Below are 18,574 nucleotides of genomic sequence, written 5' to 3'. Positions count from 1 at the left end.
ACTAAAAGCGCAAATATCGTTCATACTGCGTTTGGCCGATAATCCTTGTATTTGGTTTCTTACATTTCAGAATGGAATACAAAAAAAGGAGTCCATTTATGGACTCCTTTTTGATACTGTAAAAAAACGGAATTATTTCGTTTTAGGAGATTCTTCTTCTGCCTTCTCGATTTTAATAGTCAGTTCCTCACTCTTTTCATCAAGGTCGATAAAAATGGTATCACCTTCTTTAAGCTTTGAATTCACTATTTCTTCTGCAAGGGCATCTTCAATATATTTTTGAATGGCTCTCTTAAGCGGTCTCGCCCCATATTGCTTGTCAAACCCTTTCTCGGCGATATAATCTTTTGCATTATCCGATAAGTTTAAGATATAACCTATATCCTTAATTCTTTTAAACAATTTGGAGAGTTCAATATCAATAATTTGATGAATATGCTCTCTCTCCAAGGCATTGAAAACGATAACGTCGTCGATCCTATTCAAAAATTCAGGAGCAAATGCTTTTTTGAGGGCATTTTCAATGACTCCTTTTTGATGGGTATCTTCTTGGGTTTTTCTTGCTGAAGTACCGAACCCGACGCCTTGTCCGAAATCTTTCAATTGTCTCGCTCCAATGTTCGAGGTCATGATAATGATCGTATTCCTAAAATCTATTTTACGACCAAGACTATCGGTTAAATAACCATCATCCAACACTTGTAAAAGCATATTGAACACATCTGGATGTGCTTTTTCAACTTCATCAAGTAAAATAACGGAGTAGGGCTTTCTTCTAACCTTTTCGGTCAGCTGTCCACCTTCTTCGTAGCCTACATATCCTGGGGGTGCTCCCACCAGGCGTGATATGGCAAACTTCTCCATATACTCACTCATATCAATACGTATCAACGCATCTTCTGAATCGAATAATTCTTTTGCAAGTACTTTGGCCAATTGGGTTTTACCAACGCCAGTTTGTCCTAAAAAGATAAATGAACCAATAGGTTTGTTGGGATCTTTAAGTCCGGCCCTGTTACGTTGTATAGCTTTCGAAACCTTGGCAACGGCATCATCTTGACCAATTACATTCGACTTGATAAGTTGAGGGAGCTCGGCCAGCTTATTACTTTCAGTTTGAGCGATTCTATTTACAGGAATACCGCTCATCATAGAAACTACGTCGGCAACATTATCTTCACTTACCGTTTCTTTGTTCAGCTTGCTATCATCTTCCCATCGTTCTTGGGCAATGGAAAGTTCTTTTTCTAAACTCTTTTCATCATCCCTAAGTTTAGCCGCCTCTTCATACTTTTGTTTTTTGACGACACTATTTTTAAGCTCTCGCACATCTTCCAATTTCTTTTCCAATTCAAGAATCTGTTTTGGAACATCCATATTTACGATGTGTACGCGTGAACCTGCCTCATCCAAAGCGTCTATGGCCTTGTCTGGGAGAAATCGATCGGTCATGTACCTATTGGTCAATTTCACACAGGCTTCAATAGCTTCATCGGTATACGTGACGTTATGATGGTCTTCGTATTTTCCTTTGATGTTGTGTAAAATTTCGATGGTCTCTTCTACGGTAGTTGGCTCCACAATTACTTTTTGAAACCGTCTTTCCAAAGCACCATCTTTTTCAATATACTGTCTATATTCATCTAATGTCGTAGCACCGATACATTGAATTTCACCTCTTGCCAATGCGGGCTTGAACATGTTGGAAGCATCTAAACTTCCGGTTGCACCACCAGCACCCACAATGGTATGTATTTCATCTATGAATAAAATAACGTCGTCATTTTTTTCAAGTTCATTCATGACGGCCTTCATACGTTCTTCAAATTGGCCGCGGTATTTTGTGCCTGCAACCAAAGAAGCCAAGTCAAGCGTCACGACTCTTTTATTGTAAAGAATTCTTGAAACTTTTTTATTTATGATGCGTAAGGCCAAACCTTCGGCAATTGCACTTTTACCAACTCCTGGTTCTCCAATGAGTAACGGGTTGTTCTTTTTTCTTCGACTCAAAATTTGAGAAACCCGCTCTATTTCTTTTTCTCGGCCAACAACAGGGTCTAACTTATTTTCTTCTGCCATTTGGGTAAGGTCCCTTCCAAAATTGTCTAAAACAGGGGTTTTAGATTTTTTAGCACCTTTTTGCCCAGCAGTAGAACCAAATGTACTTTCCTTTCCTTCGGCGCTTTCATCTGAATCACTAGGGAAAGATTCGGCTGTTGGGCCATCTACCATATCGTCATCACTTGCTATCATAAACTTGAATTGTTCCTTGACACCATCGTAATCAACTTTTAACTTGTGTAAAAGTTTGGTCGTCGGGTCGTTTTCATTTCTAAGAATACAAAGTAACAGGTGAGCGGTATTTATCGAAGAACTCTGAAAAAGTTTCGCTTCTAAAAACGTGGTTTTTAAAGCGCGTTCCGCTTGCCTGGTTAGGTGTAGATTCTTTTTATCTTTTTGTATCCCACTAGCATTGGGGTTAGAAGGGCTGAGGATCTCTACTTTTCTTCGTAAATGATCCAAGTCAACTTCCAAAGCATCCAATATGCTAATGGCCTTCCCATTCCCATCTCTTAGAAGACCTAACATTAAGTGCTCGGTACCGATAAAATCGTGACCAAGACGCAATGCTTCTTCCTTGCTGTAAGCAATTACATCCTTTACTCTTGGGGAAAAATTATCATCCATATACTATGTTATCAACTATAAAATTACTAAATCTCCTTTAATCAATGGCAAATACCATACCTATAATCGTTAAAGTTATTGTAAAACCTGTAAAAAGCACATCCGAAAGCATTAAAATAACCGTATAGTTCAAAAATTAACATTCATCGGATTGGTGTTAATAAATTATGATATTATTAAAGCCTTATATTCTAGGAACGCCTCGGATTTAAGTATATTGGCATGCTTTTTTACTAATTAAAAAACAGAAGATTTTAAAATGGCTGAAGGTGAAAAATTGATTCCCATTAACATTGAAGAGGAAATGAAATCTGCCTACATTGATTACTCAATGTCGGTCATTGTGTCACGAGCCCTGCCAGATGTCAGGGACGGGTTAAAACCAGTACACAGACGCGTTCTTTTTGGCATGCATGAATTAGGGGTTAGAAGTAATAGTTCCCATAAAAAATCGGCCCGTATTGTCGGGGAGGTTCTTGGTAAGTATCACCCGCATGGCGATACATCTGTATACGATGCGATGGTTCGTATGGCCCAAGAGTGGAGTCTGCGTTACATGCTTGTAGACGGTCAAGGTAACTTTGGTTCAATAGATGGCGACAGCCCCGCGGCAATGCGTTATACCGAAGCCCGTATGCGTAAGATTGCCGATGATATGCTTATCGATATAGAAAAGGAAACTGTAGATTATCAATTGAACTTTGATGATTCTTTGAAAGAGCCGACTGTTCTTCCTACTAGGGTTCCTAGCTTATTGGTTAACGGTGCTTCTGGTATTGCGGTAGGTATGGCTACCAATATGCCTCCTCACAATTTATCTGAGGTCGTTGATGGTACGGTCGCTTATATCGACAATAACGATATAACCATTGATGAGATCATCACCCATATAAAAGCTCCTGATTTTCCAACAGGAGGTATTATTTATGGATATGATGGCGTTAAAGAGGCCTTTCATACTGGAAGGGGACGCGTAATGATGCGGGCGAAGGCCACTTTTGAAGAGGTTCAAGGTAAAGAATGTATCATTGTCCATGAGATTCCGTATCAGGTGAACAAAGCCGATATGATTAAGAAAACCGCTGATCTTGTCAATGAAAAGAAAATAGAAGGTATTGCAAACATTCGGGACGAGTCTGACCGTAATGGTATGCGAATCGTCTACATATTAAAAAGAGATGCTATTCCTAATATTGTGTTGAACATGCTGTATAAATATACGGCTTTGCAAACCTCGTTCAGTGTCAATAATATTGCGCTTGTCAAAGGTAGGCCACAATTATTGAACGTGAAGGAGATGATTCACTACTTCGTGGAACATCGTCATGAGGTTGTGGTTAGACGAACACAGTTCGAATTGAAAAAGGCCGAAGATCGCGCCCACATTTTGGAGGGATTGATTATTGCATCCGATAATATCGATGAAGTAATCGCGATCATAAGGGCCTCAAGTAATGCGGATCAAGCCCGTGAAAACTTGATGGAACGCTTTAAACTGAGTGAGATTCAAGCGAAGGCCATCGTAGAAATGCGATTACGTCAACTTACGGGTCTGGAGCAGGATAAACTTAGAACGGAATATGATGAAATCATTTTGACCATCGCCGATTTAAAGGATATTCTTGAGAAAAAAGAACGTAGAATGCAGATCATTAAGGATGAGCTTCTAGAAATAAAAGATAAGTATGGCGATGAAAGACGTTCTGAAATCAATATTGCAGGCGGAGATTTAAGTATGGAAGATATGATTCCAGACGAGCAGGTGGTTATTACCATTTCGCATGCTGGATATATCAAAAGAACACCTTTATCTGAATATAAAACTCAAAACAGGGGCGGCGTAGGACAGAAAGCATCTTCTACCCGTAATGAAGATTTCTTGGAACATCTTTTTGTGGGTACCAACCACCAATATATGTTGTTCTTTACGCAAAAGGGAAAATGTTTCTGGATGCGTGTTTTTGAAATACCTGAAGGTAGTAGAACATCAAAAGGTCGAGCAATACAAAACCTTATTAATATTGAGCAGGATGACAGCGTTAAAGCTTTTATCTGTACCCAGGATCTAAAAGATGAAGACTACGTAAACGGTCACTTTGTAATTATGGCCACCAAAAAGGGGATTGTCAAAAAGACTTCTTTGGAGCAATATTCAAGACCACGTCAAAACGGAATCAATGCGATTACTGTAAGGGACGGAGATGAATTGTTGGAAGCAAAATTAACTACAGGAACAAGTCAAATATTCCTTGGGCTTAAATCTGGAAAGGCGATTCGATTTGAAGAAGGAAAAACTAGACCGATGGGAAGAAATGCTTCCGGTGTACGTGGAATTACCCTCGCCAATGATGACGATGAGGTTATAGGTATGGTTTCTGTCCATAATTTTGAGGATGAAATACTCGTGGTTTCAGAGAAGGGCTACGGTAAACGATCAAGTATTGAAGATTACAGAGTTACCAATAGAGGAGGTAAAGGAGTCAAGACCATTAGTGTGACCCAAAAGACGGGTGGACTGGTCGCAATAAAAAATGTAACCGATTCCGATGACCTTATGATAATCAATAAATCGGGTATTGCAATTCGCATGAGCGTTGAAGATTTACGTGTAATGGGTAGAGCGACACAAGGTGTTAGGCTTATTAATATTCGAGATAATGATTCAATTGCAGCCGTAGCCAAAGTAATGAAAGAAGAAGATGATTTGGAAGAAGCGGAATTACTTGATATAGAGGTTGATGCGGAAGATGGCACAGAGATTGATACGGATGATACCGATGAAATAACATCATAATTTTTTAAACACTAATATTTAATATATCAAAAATGAAGAATAGGTATTTACTTGTTGCGGCATTGACTTTCACAATGGTCGGTTTTGCACAAAAAGATGAAATAAAGGACGCAGAGAAAGCCATGAAAGATGGTGATGCCGCATCGGCCAAAACGGCTATTGAGGCTGCATCGGGGACAATAGCTTCTGCCGATGAAAAATTACAAGCACAATATTATTTTACCCGGGGTAAGATTTATAGTGATTTGGCTAAAAAGGGCGATAACGATGCTTTTGAAAAGGCGGCGACCTCTTTTAAGAAGGTTATTGAGATCGAAGACAAATCTGGAAAGAAAAAATATTCGGATGAAACAAATCAATATATGGCTTCTTTGACGGCAGATCTTGTTAATTCTGCTGTCACTGACAATGGAAATAGCAAGTTTAAGGAAGCTGCCGAGAAATTATATATGAGCTATACGCTTAGTCCAAGAGATACTTCTTATTTATACTATGCAGCGGGTAGTGCCGTGAACGGTGGTCATTATGAAATGGCATTGGATTATTACAATAAACTTCAGGAGTTAGGTTATGATGGTAGTGGTGTTGTTTACAAGGCCACTAATGCAGCAACTGGAGAGGTCGAGGAAATGGAGAAAATGCAAAGGGACTTGATGGTGAAATCAGGTAGTTATACGAATCCATTAGATGAGAGAACTCCTTCGAAAAAAGCTGAAATTGTAAAGAACACCGCTTTGATCTATACGCAATTAGGGCAAGACGAAAAAGCATTGGAAGCCTATAAGGCTGCAAGGGTCAATGATCCTGAAGATGTAAACCTTATTTTGAACGAAGCTAATCTTTACTTCAATCAAGGGAATAAAGATAAGTTCAAAGAGCTTATGGCAGAAGCGATAGCTTTGGCCCCAGATAATCCAGACCTTCATTACAATGTAGGTGTAATTAGTATGGAGCAAGGAAATTTTGAAGATGCAAGAGAGTCTTATAAAAAAGCAATCGCTATTGATCCAAAATATACCAACGCCTATTTAAACCTTTCTACAACTTATGTTAACGAAGGAAATGAAATGATCGATGAAATGAACTCTTTGGGGAATTCTAAGGCCGATATCGCGAAGTATGACGAGTTGAAAGAGAAGAAAGATAGTTTGTTCAAGCAAGGTGCAGAGGTTTTGGAAGAGGCGTTGAAAACGAATCCTTCCAACGAGAACATTATGACACAGCTTAAAAATATTTACGGGGCTATGGGCGATAATGAAAACTTCATGAGAATCAAGAAAATGATGGGAGAATAATCCTTACATTTCAAAAAATGGAAAGGCCCTTTTTAAGGGCCTTTTTTTATATGATTTTCTTAATCACCCGAAGTTGATGGGTATACGTTCTTAAATCATTATTGAATATTCCGGTGTGGTCTATACGGTCAATGCGAACCCTACCGTTCACATGTATTACATAGTTATTGTCCATAATGATGCCTACGTGATCTATCAAGCCATTGGAGTTATCAAAAAAAGCTAAATCTCCTGCTTCACTTTCCTCCACAAAACTAAGAGCGGTACCTTGTGTAGATTGATTTTCCGCAGTGCGTAAGAGTCCATATCCATTTATTTTGTAGACCATTTGGGTAAACCCTGCTGCATCTATCCCAAACGGAGTCTTGCCGCCTTTAATTTCTGGAGCGTTCAGGTATAGTAATGACGTTTTGACCAGATTTTTTTTTGGCTGAGGTCCGCTCATAATTGCTCCGTCTAAATCGATGGGTAATGAAGGTGTGTCGGGTACACTGGATCCCAGTAATATAGGCGTTAATATGTGATGTTCGTCTTCAACAAAAGAAATAAGCTCGGAAAGATATCTCCGTTTTTTGTTTTGCTGTAACGTCACGAACTCATCTTCGGAAATAAAGACGAGTTGGCTATTCATGACCCAACCTTCACATTTATCGAAAATGGTTTTTATTCGGGACCAGTTTTTTCTAGATTCCAAAACCTTAAAATGTTCTCCGAATAAGAGTTCGGTCAACATTTCCGATATTTCATCCGGAGAACTTCTTACCGGAATAATGCTTAAGTGACAAATACCGTATTGCATGTAATTATTTTAATTCGCTTAAGCTCTTTCTATAATGATTGCCGAAGCACCTCCGCCACCATTACAAATGGCGGCCGCACCCAATTTGGCATTATTTTGCTCCAAAACGTTCAACAATGTAATTAGGATACGAGCGCCAGAGCATCCCAATGGATGTCCTAATGAGACTGCCCCGCCGTTAACATTGACATTGCTATCGTTTAATCCCAATAATTTCATATTGGCCAACCCAACCACAGAGAAGGCCTCGTTAAATTCAAAAAAGTCAATTTCCTCTATTGTTAAATTTGCTTTTTTCAAGGCTTTTGGTAATGCTTTTGCAGGAGCAGTTGTGAACCACTCCGGTTCATGTGCGGCATCGGCATATCCTCTGATTGTGGCCAAAGGTTGTAAATTGAGTTCTTTTGCTTTTTCCCTGCTCATAAGAACAAGTGCAGCGGCACCGTCATTAATTGTTGAGGCATTTGCGGCGGTAACTGTTCCGTCCTTTGAGAAGGCAGGCCTTAAGTTGGGAATTTTATCTATGAATACATTTGAATATTCTTCATCTTCTTTTACTACTACAGGTTCACCGCGTCGTTGTGGAACCGGAACCGGAACAATTTCATTATCAAAATTACCATTTTCCCAAGCCTTTGAGGACCGATTGTAGGACTGGATGGCATATGCATCTTGATCTTCCCTTGAGAAATCATATTTTAAAGCGCACGCATCAGCACAAATACCCATGGCATTCTGGTCATATGCATCAACCAAACCATCTTTTTGCATGCCATCGATTAAAGTGGTAGGCCCAAATTTTGTTCCTGTACGCATATAAGCGTAATGGGGTATAAGGCTCATATTTTCCATTCCCCCTGCAACTATGATATCGGCATCTCCCAAGGCTATTGCTTGTACACCTTGCATTACCGCCTTCATTCCAGAGGCGCATACTTTATTAATTGTGGTGCAAGGAACAGTATTTGGGATTCCAGCGAATATAGCGGCCTGTCGAGCGGGTGCTTGCCCAGTGCCCGCCTGTACGACATTTCCCATGAGAACTTCATTCACTAAGGAAGGATCCAGTTTTATTCTTTTTAGTGCACCCTCAATGGCTATAGCTCCCAGTTTAGGAGCTGGTATTGTCGATAGGGCACCCATGAAACTCCCTATTGGCGTTCGTACTGCAGAAACTATAACAACCTCTTTCATGATAAAAAATTTGATTTGACGAAATTACTAAATTCTGTACCAACCCACGGGTTATCGTTTCAATTACTAATTATCAGTTTATTATTTTCTATTTTTGATCAACTCATTAATTATTTCTTTTGGATAACCTTTATAAAAAGCAATCGCTGATTTTTAAATATGTACTGTATGTAGCGGCTGTAGCATTTATTGTTTTTTTCCTGCCTAAGGGAGGCAAATTTAAATATGAGTTTCAAAAAGGAAAACCTTGGCAATACGAAAATCTCTACGCGCCTTTTGATTTTTCTATCAAAAAAACTGATGAAGAAATTGCTAAGGAAACCCAGGCCATAGAGAGTGGTCAACTTCCTTATTTCAAATACGATCAGAGGGTCGTTGAAAATGTGAATGAGAAGTTTGAAGAAGCATTTAATAAGAAATGGGAAGGAACCGGACTTAGGAAGGCCCAAAAAAAGCGTTTACGGGAATTTTCTAAATTTATTTTGGATTCTATTTATGCCAAAGGCATTCTACAAAATAATGGGAAACAAGTTCAGCGAAATTTTATCTATCTGGTTAAGGATAATGAGGCCGAGAAAGTTAGGGTTTCGGATTTTTTTAGGTTGAATGAAATTAATCATTTAGTCAGTAAGGTATTGTCAGAGAACAATCTTTCGATTTTTGAGAACGAAATCCAATCCCTCTTTTTTGACCTGATAGCCCCAAATGTAAGTTTCGATAACGAGTTGACCCAAAAGGCTAGGGAAGAAGCTTTGTCTAAACTCTCCTATACCCGTGGAACCGTTGATCAGGGAAGGTTGATAATCGCAAAAGGAGAGGTTGTGGAGGCGGATAACTTAAAGGTTTTAGAATCTTTAAAAGACGAGTATGAATCTGAATTATGGACCGCTAATAATTACTATTATATCTTAATCGGGTATACGGTATTAGTCGCCCTTGTCTTGATTATGCTCTATTTATTTCTCAAGAAATATAGAAAAGGCGTTTATGAAAACAACACCAAAGTAACCTTCATATTTTTCAATATCCTACTGATGGTCTTTATGACGACCATGGTGATAAAATACAATGACCAATTGGTGTTCGTGGTGCCATTATGCATACTACCGTTAATACTTAAAACATTCTTTGATGCCCGATTAGGTCTGTTCGTCCATGTACTTACGGTTTTGATATTAGGCTTTGTCGTGCCAAATAGTTTTGAGTATATCTTTCTTCAAATCATTGCCGGTATTGTAACTATCCTAACGGTATCCGAGCTTTATAAACGCGCCAATTTATTCGTGAGCGTAGGTCAGATAACGCTAATTTATATTATCGGGTATTTGGCTTTTCATACTATTCATGAAGGTGATTTAAGTGATATTGAATGGTACACGTTAGGACTTTTTCTCTTGAACGGAATGATTACTTTGTTTGTGCAGCCACTTATTTACATTTATGAAAAGTTATTCGGTCTCGTATCCGATGTCTCTCTTTTAGAGCTTTCAGATACTAATTCGAAGTTACTTAAAGAATTATCCAATAAGGCACCGGGCACCTTTAATCACTCGTTACAAGTGGCGAATTTGGCTGAAGCCGCTGCGAATGAGATAGGAGCTAATGCCATGTTGGTACGGGTAGGGGCCTTGTACCATGATATAGGTAAAATGAACGATCCTACCTTTTTTACCGAGAATCAAATAACTAATGTGAATCCACATGACGAATTAAACCCGAAGGATAGTGCGCGCATTATTATCGACCATGTTATTAAGGGAATCGAATTGGCACGCAAAAATAATATTCCTGATCGTATCATTGATTTTATACGCTCACATCATGGAACGACCTTGGTTTATTATTTTTATAAGAAACAACGAGATTTGGAAGAAGACGTTAGTGAAGCAGATTTTAGATATCCCGGACCACTACCTTTTTCTAGGGAAACGGCAATATTGATGATGGCCGATTCGGTCGAAGCAGCATCTAAAAGTTTAAAAGACCCTACGTTTTTGATTATTGATGAATTTGTAGATAAGATAATATCGGGTCAAATGAAGGCGAATCAATTTTTGAATGCGGACATTACCTTCAAGGAAATTGAAACAATTAAGAAAATATTCAAACAAAAGCTTACGAATATTTATCATTTACGGGTGGAATATCCTGAGTGACAGGGGTGTAATTTTATATTGAAAAAAATATAAAAAATAGTTGTGTAAGACGGCTTATAAATATACATTTGCATCCGCTTAACGAAGCAAAAGTTCATTGAAGAAATATTGGAGAGGTGCCGGAGTGGTAACGGAGCAGATTGCTAATCTGTCGACGCGTAAGTGTCGCATGGGTTCGAGTCCCATTCTCTCCGCAATTTTCTTCAAAATTTTAGATAACCGAATCGGGGTGTAGCGTAGCCCGGTTATCGCGCCGCGTTTGGGACGCGGAGGTCGCAGGTTCGAATCCTGCCACCCCGACTTAACTTATTTAAGTAAAATCAAAACACTGTTAATCTTATGATTTTCAGTGTTTTGTGTTTTTAAGCATATCGTTTGAATTCATTTAAAACCATTTAAAATCATATCAAGCGTGTTCCCATCGGGAGCAAACACTTACACTTCTTGTTGTAACTTTAAATGACTTTTAGAACCATTTTTCTTGTGTTTTGACTTTCACAGTATTCACACTCTAAAAGGTTACAACATGCAGAAAAACAATCGTTTATCAATAAATTTCTTTACAAGAAAGCACAAGGTTCAATCCGAGAACCGAATTGTGTATTGCAGGATCACCATCGATGGTGAGCGCACCGATTTTAGCATAAATCGGGAAATAAAATCCAATTTATGGGACAATAACCGAAAGAGGGGTAAGGGATATTCCAGTTATGTTATCTCACTCAACAAATACCTAGACCAAATTTATACGGGCTTGCATGAGGGCCATAGACTATTGATGGCAGAAGATAAGGTAATTACCCCTTTGGCCATAAAGGCAAGGTTCTTTGGGGAAGATGAGGGGGGCAAGACATTGAAGCAATTGATTGCCTACCACAATGGAACCATGCACACCTCCTTGCGACCCGGAACCAGAAAGAACTACCATATTACCGAACGGTGTATAAGCCTCTTTTTAAAGGAGGAATATGGGATTGAGGATATAAAGCTCAAAAAGTTGAACTACCGTTTTTTATCCGACTTTGAGCAGTATCTAAGAAAGTACAGACCATCCACACGAACCAAATGCACCAATAACGGGGCCATGAAGCACATGGAGCGCCTTAAGAAAATGTCAAGGTTGGCAGTCAGGTTGGAATGGGTCTCAAAGGATCCCTTTGAGAACTATAAACTGCATTTTGTCAAAGCCCAAAGGGAACATTTGACGAAAAGAGAACTTGGATTCATAGAAGAAACCAGTTTTACAAAACAAGGTGTTGAAAAGACGAAGGATGTATTCCTGTTCTCCTGTTATACAGGCCTATCCTATATAGATGTAAAAGCACTTAGTCCCGACAATGTTATCAAAGGAATAGACGGCAATGATTGGTTGTTTACCACAAGGACGAAGACCGATGAAAGACTCAAAATACCATTGCTGCCTCAGGCAAGGGATATCATCAAGAAATATGAAGGATCTTCTGAAAGGAAAATCAACAATATCCTTTTACCCGTTTTCAGTAACCAGAAAGTGAATTTCTATTTAAAGGAAATCAGTAAAGCCTGTGGAATCCGAAAAAGGGTCACATTCCACACAGCAAGGCACACTTTTGCAACAACAGTAACCCTATCCAATGGAGTCCCAATAGAAACAGTCTCAAAACTGCTAGGCCATACCAAACTGTCCACTACCCAGATCTATGCAAGGGTACTGGAACACAAGATAGGGGAGGACATGCAGAATCTAATGGAACATATGCAGACTAGCCGATCAGCCGAAGGATGATCAGGAAGTATTCATTCGGTCCCGCTTGCGGGACGTAGGATTTCCATGTTAAAAACAAGTCAAAAATGAACAAAGTGAACAATTCGGTGTTATCGGTATCAAGCGACACTTTTTTGATAGGGCCTTTGCCGTTTGACCACGGCACAGACCCTAAGGACAAGCTTGTTTCGAACATTGTTAAGGACCAACATTTTGTTCTTTCCCTCCCCGGCCTTTCTTTCATAATATGCCTTCAGTTCCGGATCGTGCCTGACTGCGGCAAGCGCGCACATGTGCAACTGCTTTTTCATCGTCTTGTTTGCCATATGGTGCACCCTGGCACGATTCTGGATACTGGAGCCGGAGGTATGCTCGAAGGGCACCACGCCACAGTAGCAGGCAAGCTGTTTGGGATTTTCGTACTTAGTGAAAAAATTGGTGTAGATGGTAAAGTATAGGGCCGTGAACATACCTATCCCCGTGACGGAGGTCGCCAGTCGCACCGTGTTGTTCAACCTTTCATCGGAGAGCACAAGGGCCTCTATCTCGGCCTCCATGCGGCGGATCTCGTCGTTGAGGCACTTGGTGGTCTTTTTGATGTGCCTTTGGACCAGTTTTCCAAGTTCCGGGTCAAAGGTCCTCAGTTCATTGGGGTGCTTGCACAGGTCCGCCCTGAACCTGACCAGTTGGTCCCTTACCTTGAGCAGGGCATTGACCTTTTCCAGGATCTCCGGCACCGGTCTGTACAGTTCGATCTCGTTGTGGTTCTTGGCGGCGTACCGTGCGATCCGGATGGCGTCCAGCCTATCGTTCTTGCCACGTTGTATCCCCAGGCTACGGATGATCCTCAACGACATCTCGACACAGAAATTGGCCTGTTTTTCGAGCAGCCTTGCGATGACCAGTCTGCCGTATATACCGGTATGTTCCAGACAGACCAAGGTGTTTTCCAAGGGAATGCCCCTGTTCTTGAGCAGCCTTATAAAGGCCCTGGTACCCTTTTGTGAATTGTCGAACACGAACGAGTCCGTGTCGTCCCCTTGGATAATGGCGATGTCAAAGGACTTTTTGGATATGTCCACGCCAACAAAAAACTTGAAGTCAGATTTTTCCATGATAAAAAAGTTTAAAAAATGAGAGATCCGTGAATCAGAGCACAACCGACAACTGAACGATTATCAAATCCCTGTTAATAGGCCCTAGACCTGAACTTCCATATGATGCCGGTCCAGAAGATGACCGATAAAGGATTTAATCGATACCGATAAGTCCTAAACTTTGAATAGCAATTAATACGCCTTTATCGGTCTGGCTGCCATCCAATATCATTGAAGTTCCAAGGTAGGACAATACCTCCATTCTTCTAAATGGACAGCGATATGAGTTCTGGTCCCGGGACTGTCACAGAGGGATGGTCCCAGCCCAAGGGATATATATTCACAGTTATCTGAACTAGATCGAAACCCTGGACAATAGGCCTTGAAGCCTGTATTTCCATCTGATCCTGTTCAGAGATGACCGATAAAAGGATTTGAAAAGCATAAGTCCTGGACTTTCCCTGCGCCTAATCCTCCTTTATCGGTCGGTGGCCACTTACGGTCACCGAGGGTATTTCCGAGTGAAAGACGACGGTCATTCAAGCAACGATCATCTTAAAGGAAAAGCTCTATGTAAATGGTCGACGCTAAACTAAGGGGAATAGCAAGAGGGTGATGCGCAGATTGCGCCATCACGATTGTTTTCGGGTCTTCAACAATTTGAAAACCAGTCAATTGAACAGATTTTGGAATACTGTACAAAAATCCGGTCTACAGTAGACTTTTCCGAAATCTACAGTAAACCCTTTGGGAAGCCCAATAAACACTGGAGATTTTTGACGAAAAAATTGACGCAATTTCACTAAAAAACAAAATCGCACCTATGGAAAAGCAATCTACAAACGGCAGAACAAAGAAAGGAAAAGGCGGTTATTCCAACATCACGGTAAAGAAAGAAACGGCCACTCGCTTTCGAACTTATTCCAAAAAGTTCAGCAAATCGCATAGTGAGGTTTTGGATGGAATGGTGCAATACTTCAAGGGGAACAACCTTAACCCTTTTGGGGAGGGAACAAAGATTATCCTTGACCGTATCAAAATACTGGAGCGTCAGATGATGAAAAAATTCGATAGGCTCATCGCCATAATCAAGAACATTGAAAAGACCAGTATCCGGCCCACCTATGAAATGATGTTGATACTTTATGAGGCATACGTGAAGGATGGGAGGAAACCCAAACGTGAACCCGTTAAGTTACAGGAAGAGCGAATGGATTTTTTGGAGCCAAGAAACACCGTTCCGAAAGTGGAACATGACAGGATACTGCAAGAACTCCAAACTTATAAAAAGCAATGCAATGAGATCCTCAACAATGTGGAGAAGGTTGAGCCAATGATGGGAAAACCCTATCTAAAGATCAATATGGGTATCGGGGATTTCGAAAGCTTAAAGTACCAATTAAAATAGCCCCTATGTATGTTACCATCTCAGCACAGAAAATGGGCAGTACCTACAACTCCAGTGTAGGGAACTATGTGGACTATCTGGAAAAGGAAAACGAGGATAGGTTGCCAGAACAAAGGGAGGAATTCTTTGACCAAGTAAACGACAGCGTAAGCCCTCAAACGGTCATCGATGAAATAGATGCCAATACGGCCAAACTAAGGCAGAAAGACCCGAAATTCTATTCCATAGTGGTCAGTCCCAACAAAAGGGAATTACAGGCAATTGGAAATGATCCAAACATCATAAGGGAATACACTAGGAAACTAATGGAGGACTATGCCAAGAGTTTCCATCGCAACCAAGAGGTCAAGGCCGAGAACTTGAAATATTTTGCCAAGATAGAGCATGAACGCACCTATCGGGGCTTTGACAAACAGGTTCAGGAAAATGCACCCTACCGAGGCGAAATAGCAAGGCTCAGGAACGAGATACGGAAAGTGGAACGGGGCGAATCCATTGGTAATGTCAAGGAGCTTGAAAAAAGAATCGCAGAGCAAACAAGATTGGCCCCACACAAACAGAACGGACAGCTAGTGGCCGCAGGAATGCAAAAAGAAGGGCCACAGACCCATATCCACATCATTGTCAGCAGAAGGGACGTGACGAACACCTATACGCTTTCCCCAATGGCAAAGCACAAGGCCTCGGAAGTGGAACTGAATGGAAAGACGGTCAAAAGGGGTTTTGATCGGGACAGTTTTTACCAAGCAGCAGAAAAGACCTTTGACACGACAACAGGGTTCAAGAGGAACTATGTGGAATCCTATGTTGGTAGAAAGGCCCATGCCAAGGAACCGGGGAAGTTTTTTGCCAAAGTCATGGGACTGCCCACCAAGGAAAAGGACATGGCCTTTAAGCTCCTTAAGACGATGGGGGTTAAAGCTCCCAGTATCCCGACCAATAAAGTGCAAATCGCCGCCAAGATCATAAAGGCCCTTGGAAAGGGCATTGATAAGGCTAGGGGAACAGGTGAGGACATGGGCTTCTGAAATCCAAAAAGTAGGTTGCGCCCTATCGGGTTTTTGTTTTACGCTCATCTACCGGAACACTACAAAAACCCGACAGGATCCATGCGCAAAAGTTGGAGGTAAGATTTGGGGGGCTTAGTGTTCCACTTTTAATCAGTTTGGTTTTGAGGCTAGCTTGCAGACTATCTGGACGAATACTGCGATCTAATCTATGCTCAAAAGCTGAATCATTCGATAACCTTATGGCAAGGATGGTCGACACCAAGCTACATCAAAAACATTAATAATTTGGAGCCTAAGTCAATAAGACAAATATTAATCCTATATTGTGTTTTCAACCTGAAAATTTTTTATTGAATGAAAGGACAAATTGATGCAAGAGAGTCTCCTTGCTTAAGGTTCATTTTTACAAAAAATTCTTTGATTATTAAAGATTCTGAAAATGAACAAAACCATCACTTATATTTGGACCAAGATCAGTCCACTTTTAGCTGAAGATTTACAAGGAAGCCTATCCTACTTTTTTGCTCTACAATCCCCATGAAGTCATCAAAACGGTGCAATATGTCTGTAAAGGCAAAACGAAAGTGGATCTGTACGATGCAATTACCCACCGTGTGGTAGCGAAGGATGTTGATATGGAAAGTGCCATTGATTTACCTGCTAAGCAAGCGAGGTTGATTGTGGAAATACCGACAGGCAGCTCGATCAAGGAAAATAAAGAGAAGTATTATGTAGGAGATATGGTTGTCGCATTCATGTGATTGCGCTTCATATGGACGAGATGTTTATGAAGATATAAGGTACTAATATAGCCTTATCCCAATTGACATTTTTCTATTTTTCACTATTAAATTTGAATTCTTCTGTAAATGGACAGTTGCGTAGCAGATTGGATTGGGCCAATGACCTCCGTACCGGTCATAACTAGGGAATCAGGACTGTTTTTATTGCTTTCCGGCCAGGTTATGGGTTGTTGTTGGAGTTCTTAAATAATGTTATAAACAAACACTTGGATGAAAAACCATAAGGATTTTGAAAAGTATGCAAAGGAAGTCAATTGTTTATTGTCATCGTTGTACTTTATTTATAGTTGATTAAGCACGAGATTGGATATTCGGCAAACTGTTGTTCCGGAGTGGGGTGGATCACTTTGACCCGGCGAAAGAGGTATGCCATATCCAGCTTTTCCACCAAAAGATTGGGGTATCTACGCATTAATAATATTCACATGGTTCCTCTTGTATTTTGAAATTAGTTTTGCATCCAAATTTTTGTCGGTAATGACATAATCAATAATTGAAACTGGAGCAAAATTTACAAATGAATCTTTTTCAATTTTTGTGGAGTCGCAAAGTAAAAAGACTTCATTGGCATTTTCGGCCATTTTCAAGGTAATCAAAGATTCATTTTCATCATAGGAAGATAATCCCCGATCTAGTGATATTCCATCAGAACCAATAAATGCCTTATTTGCATGATAGTGCGAAATGGAACGTTCTGCCGAAGGCCCGTAAACGGCCTTTCGCTCATTTAGAACTTCTCCACCTATTACAATTAGTTTGATATTTTCAAAGTTGATAAGCTCGGATACAACAGGAAGCGAATTGGTTATTACAGTCAATTCTTTTTTGGAGATGTATTTTGACAGAAAAGAAATAGTGGAACCACAGTCGATAAAAATAATATCATTGTTGTTTATGAATCGAGAAGCAATTTTACAGATATACTCCTTGTTCTCCATGTTTTGATTCATTTTGCTGCTAAAAGTAAAAAGGTTTTCTGTTGTATTGTTTTTAACAGCGCCACCATGTGTGCGAATCAGCAATCCCTTTTCTTCCAATTCCGTCAAGTCACGTCGAATAGTGGCCTCCGATACCTTACATTTATCAACAATCTCCAGGACCGAGATCGAATCCTCATCATTTAAAAGGTTTAAAATAATTTTTTTGCGTGACTCTGGTGTTTTTATTTTTTTACTGCTCATAATGCCAATTCTACTTTTTTGTACTTACCGGAAAGTGATCAAGTCGTTCAATAAGTTACAAACTTAATCAAGATATTTTCATTTAAAACAATTTGGTTACTAACTTATTTAAATATAAGTGTTGATAAGGTATTCTGAAGTGAAAGCCTGATTGACTTTTTAAGGGTTGTATCCATCCGGCAATCATGTGTTTCCCCAATTACTGATGAGGTCAATGTACTTTTCATTTCAAATTGTGGGCCAGACGAGTTTCTACAAGTGGATGGCAAGTGGCAAAAAAAATGCAGCATAACCATTACCGAATTTTGTTCCCCCATCCAAGTTCCTGATGGAAAGATGCGATGTCAATGCAATAGCTATCCAGCGTTAAAACCATTTGGTTTAATCGTGGTATGATCAATTTCA

The 18,574-nt window shown here is 40.1% G+C and carries 12 protein-coding genes and 2 tRNA genes; 9 read left to right on the top strand and 5 right to left on the bottom strand.

Annotated elements, in window-relative coordinates; genetic code table 11:
• Window positions 1-132: 132 nt before the first annotated feature.
• Window positions 133-2,688, bottom strand: a complete 2,556-nt coding sequence (locus tag ACNR9Q_RS15370) for an ATP-dependent Clp protease ATP-binding subunit (RefSeq protein WP_419212111.1) — start codon at window positions 2,686-2,688, stop codon at window positions 133-135.
• 259 nt (window positions 2,689-2,947) lie between these two features.
• Between ACNR9Q_RS15370 and gyrA the strand changes: the two genes are divergently transcribed.
• Window positions 2,948-5,482, top strand: a complete 2,535-nt coding sequence (gyrA, locus tag ACNR9Q_RS15365) for a DNA gyrase subunit A (RefSeq protein WP_419212110.1) — start codon at window positions 2,948-2,950, stop codon at window positions 5,480-5,482.
• Window positions 5,483-5,514: 32 nt separating this feature from the next.
• Window positions 5,515-6,777, top strand: coding sequence for a tetratricopeptide repeat protein (locus ACNR9Q_RS15360; RefSeq protein ID WP_419212109.1), 1,263 nt, complete (start codon window positions 5,515-5,517; stop codon window positions 6,775-6,777).
• Between the two features lie 46 nt (window positions 6,778-6,823).
• Here ACNR9Q_RS15360 and ACNR9Q_RS15355 read toward each other — a convergent pair whose 3' ends face one another.
• Together ACNR9Q_RS15355 and ACNR9Q_RS15350 are read right to left on the bottom strand one after the other, a co-directional pair.
• Window positions 6,824-7,576, bottom strand: coding sequence for an NlpC/P60 family protein (locus ACNR9Q_RS15355; RefSeq protein WP_419212108.1), 753 nt, complete (start codon window positions 7,574-7,576; stop codon window positions 6,824-6,826).
• Window positions 7,577-7,594: 18 nt separating this feature from the next.
• On the bottom strand, window positions 7,595-8,770 hold the full coding sequence (locus ACNR9Q_RS15350; RefSeq protein WP_419212107.1) for an acetyl-CoA C-acyltransferase: 1,176 nt from the start codon (window positions 8,768-8,770) through the stop codon (window positions 7,595-7,597).
• Between the two features lie 119 nt (window positions 8,771-8,889).
• Between ACNR9Q_RS15350 and ACNR9Q_RS15345 the strand changes: the two genes are divergently transcribed.
• From ACNR9Q_RS15345 to ACNR9Q_RS15330, 4 genes are all read left to right on the top strand, one after another.
• A complete protein-coding gene (locus tag ACNR9Q_RS15345) occupies window positions 8,890-10,926 on the top strand; it encodes an HD family phosphohydrolase (protein WP_419212106.1) in 2,037 nt (678 codons plus the stop codon).
• A gap of 110 nt (window positions 10,927-11,036) precedes the next feature.
• A tRNA-Ser gene (locus ACNR9Q_RS15340) sits at window positions 11,037-11,120 on the top strand.
• Window positions 11,121-11,151: 31 nt separating this feature from the next.
• Window positions 11,152-11,226: transfer RNA gene (locus ACNR9Q_RS15335), tRNA-Pro, on the top strand.
• A 226-nt stretch (window positions 11,227-11,452) separates the two neighbouring features.
• Window positions 11,453-12,691, top strand: a complete 1,239-nt coding sequence (locus tag ACNR9Q_RS15330; RefSeq protein ID WP_419212105.1) for a site-specific integrase — start codon at window positions 11,453-11,455, stop codon at window positions 12,689-12,691.
• A 98-nt stretch (window positions 12,692-12,789) separates the two neighbouring features.
• On the opposite strand, the gene ACNR9Q_RS15325 is transcribed toward ACNR9Q_RS15330, so the two are convergent.
• Window positions 12,790-13,785: an IS110 family transposase gene (locus ACNR9Q_RS15325; protein WP_419212104.1), complete on the bottom strand. Its 996-nt coding sequence runs from the start codon at window positions 13,783-13,785 to the stop codon at window positions 12,790-12,792.
• Between the two features lie 805 nt (window positions 13,786-14,590).
• On the opposite strand from ACNR9Q_RS15325, the gene ACNR9Q_RS15320 reads away from it, so the two are divergent.
• The 3 genes from ACNR9Q_RS15320 (at window position 14,591) to ACNR9Q_RS15310 (ending at window position 16,946) form a co-directional block, all read left to right on the top strand.
• Window positions 14,591-15,175: a BfmA/BtgA family mobilization protein gene (locus ACNR9Q_RS15320; RefSeq protein WP_419212103.1), complete on the top strand. Its 585-nt coding sequence runs from the start codon at window positions 14,591-14,593 to the stop codon at window positions 15,173-15,175.
• Between the two features lie 5 nt (window positions 15,176-15,180).
• Window positions 15,181-16,203: a MobB family relaxase gene (gene mobB, locus ACNR9Q_RS15315; RefSeq protein ID WP_419212102.1), complete on the top strand. Its 1,023-nt coding sequence runs from the start codon at window positions 15,181-15,183 to the stop codon at window positions 16,201-16,203.
• A gap of 503 nt (window positions 16,204-16,706) precedes the next feature.
• Window positions 16,707-16,946 (top strand): hypothetical protein, encoded by a 240-nt coding sequence (locus tag ACNR9Q_RS15310; protein WP_419212101.1) that lies wholly within the window; start codon window positions 16,707-16,709, stop codon window positions 16,944-16,946.
• A 446-nt stretch (window positions 16,947-17,392) separates the two neighbouring features.
• Here the strand turns inward: ACNR9Q_RS15310 and ACNR9Q_RS15305 are convergent, their stop codons facing one another.
• Window positions 17,393-18,169, bottom strand: coding sequence for a DeoR/GlpR family DNA-binding transcription regulator (locus tag ACNR9Q_RS15305; RefSeq protein WP_419212100.1), 777 nt, complete (start codon window positions 18,167-18,169; stop codon window positions 17,393-17,395).
• Window positions 18,170-18,574 lie beyond the last annotated feature (405 nt).

Source organism: Maribacter sp. X9 (genome assembly GCF_048537565.1).
GTDB lineage: Bacteria > Bacteroidota > Bacteroidia > Flavobacteriales > Flavobacteriaceae > Maribacter.
The sequence above is the reverse complement of the archived record's forward strand: the minus strand, read 5'-3'. Positions and strand labels throughout refer to the sequence as shown.

Excerpts from the sequence above, each read along its gene's own strand:
- ACNR9Q_RS15355 (WP_419212108.1), bottom strand. The coding sequence starts at position 7,576 with ATGCAATACGGTATTTGTCACTTAAGCATTATTCCGGTAAGAAGTTCT.
- ACNR9Q_RS15370 (WP_419212111.1), bottom strand. The coding sequence starts at position 2,688 with ATGGATGATAATTTTTCCCCAAGAGTAAAGGATGTAATTGCTTACAGC.
- ACNR9Q_RS15320 (WP_419212103.1), top strand. The coding sequence starts at position 14,591 with ATGGAAAAGCAATCTACAAACGGCAGAACAAAGAAAGGAAAAGGCGGT.
- ACNR9Q_RS15350 (WP_419212107.1), bottom strand. The coding sequence starts at position 8,770 with ATGAAAGAGGTTGTTATAGTTTCTGCAGTACGAACGCCAATAGGGAGT.
- ACNR9Q_RS15330 (WP_419212105.1), top strand. The coding sequence starts at position 11,453 with ATGCAGAAAAACAATCGTTTATCAATAAATTTCTTTACAAGAAAGCAC.
- mobB (WP_419212102.1), top strand. The coding sequence starts at position 15,181 with ATGTATGTTACCATCTCAGCACAGAAAATGGGCAGTACCTACAACTCC.
- ACNR9Q_RS15325 (WP_419212104.1), bottom strand. The coding sequence starts at position 13,785 with ATGGAAAAATCTGACTTCAAGTTTTTTGTTGGCGTGGACATATCCAAA.
- gyrA (WP_419212110.1), top strand. The coding sequence starts at position 2,948 with ATGGCTGAAGGTGAAAAATTGATTCCCATTAACATTGAAGAGGAAATG.
- ACNR9Q_RS15305 (WP_419212100.1), bottom strand. The coding sequence starts at position 18,169 with ATGAGCAGTAAAAAAATAAAAACACCAGAGTCACGCAAAAAAATTATT.
- ACNR9Q_RS15360 (WP_419212109.1), top strand. The coding sequence starts at position 5,515 with ATGAAGAATAGGTATTTACTTGTTGCGGCATTGACTTTCACAATGGTC.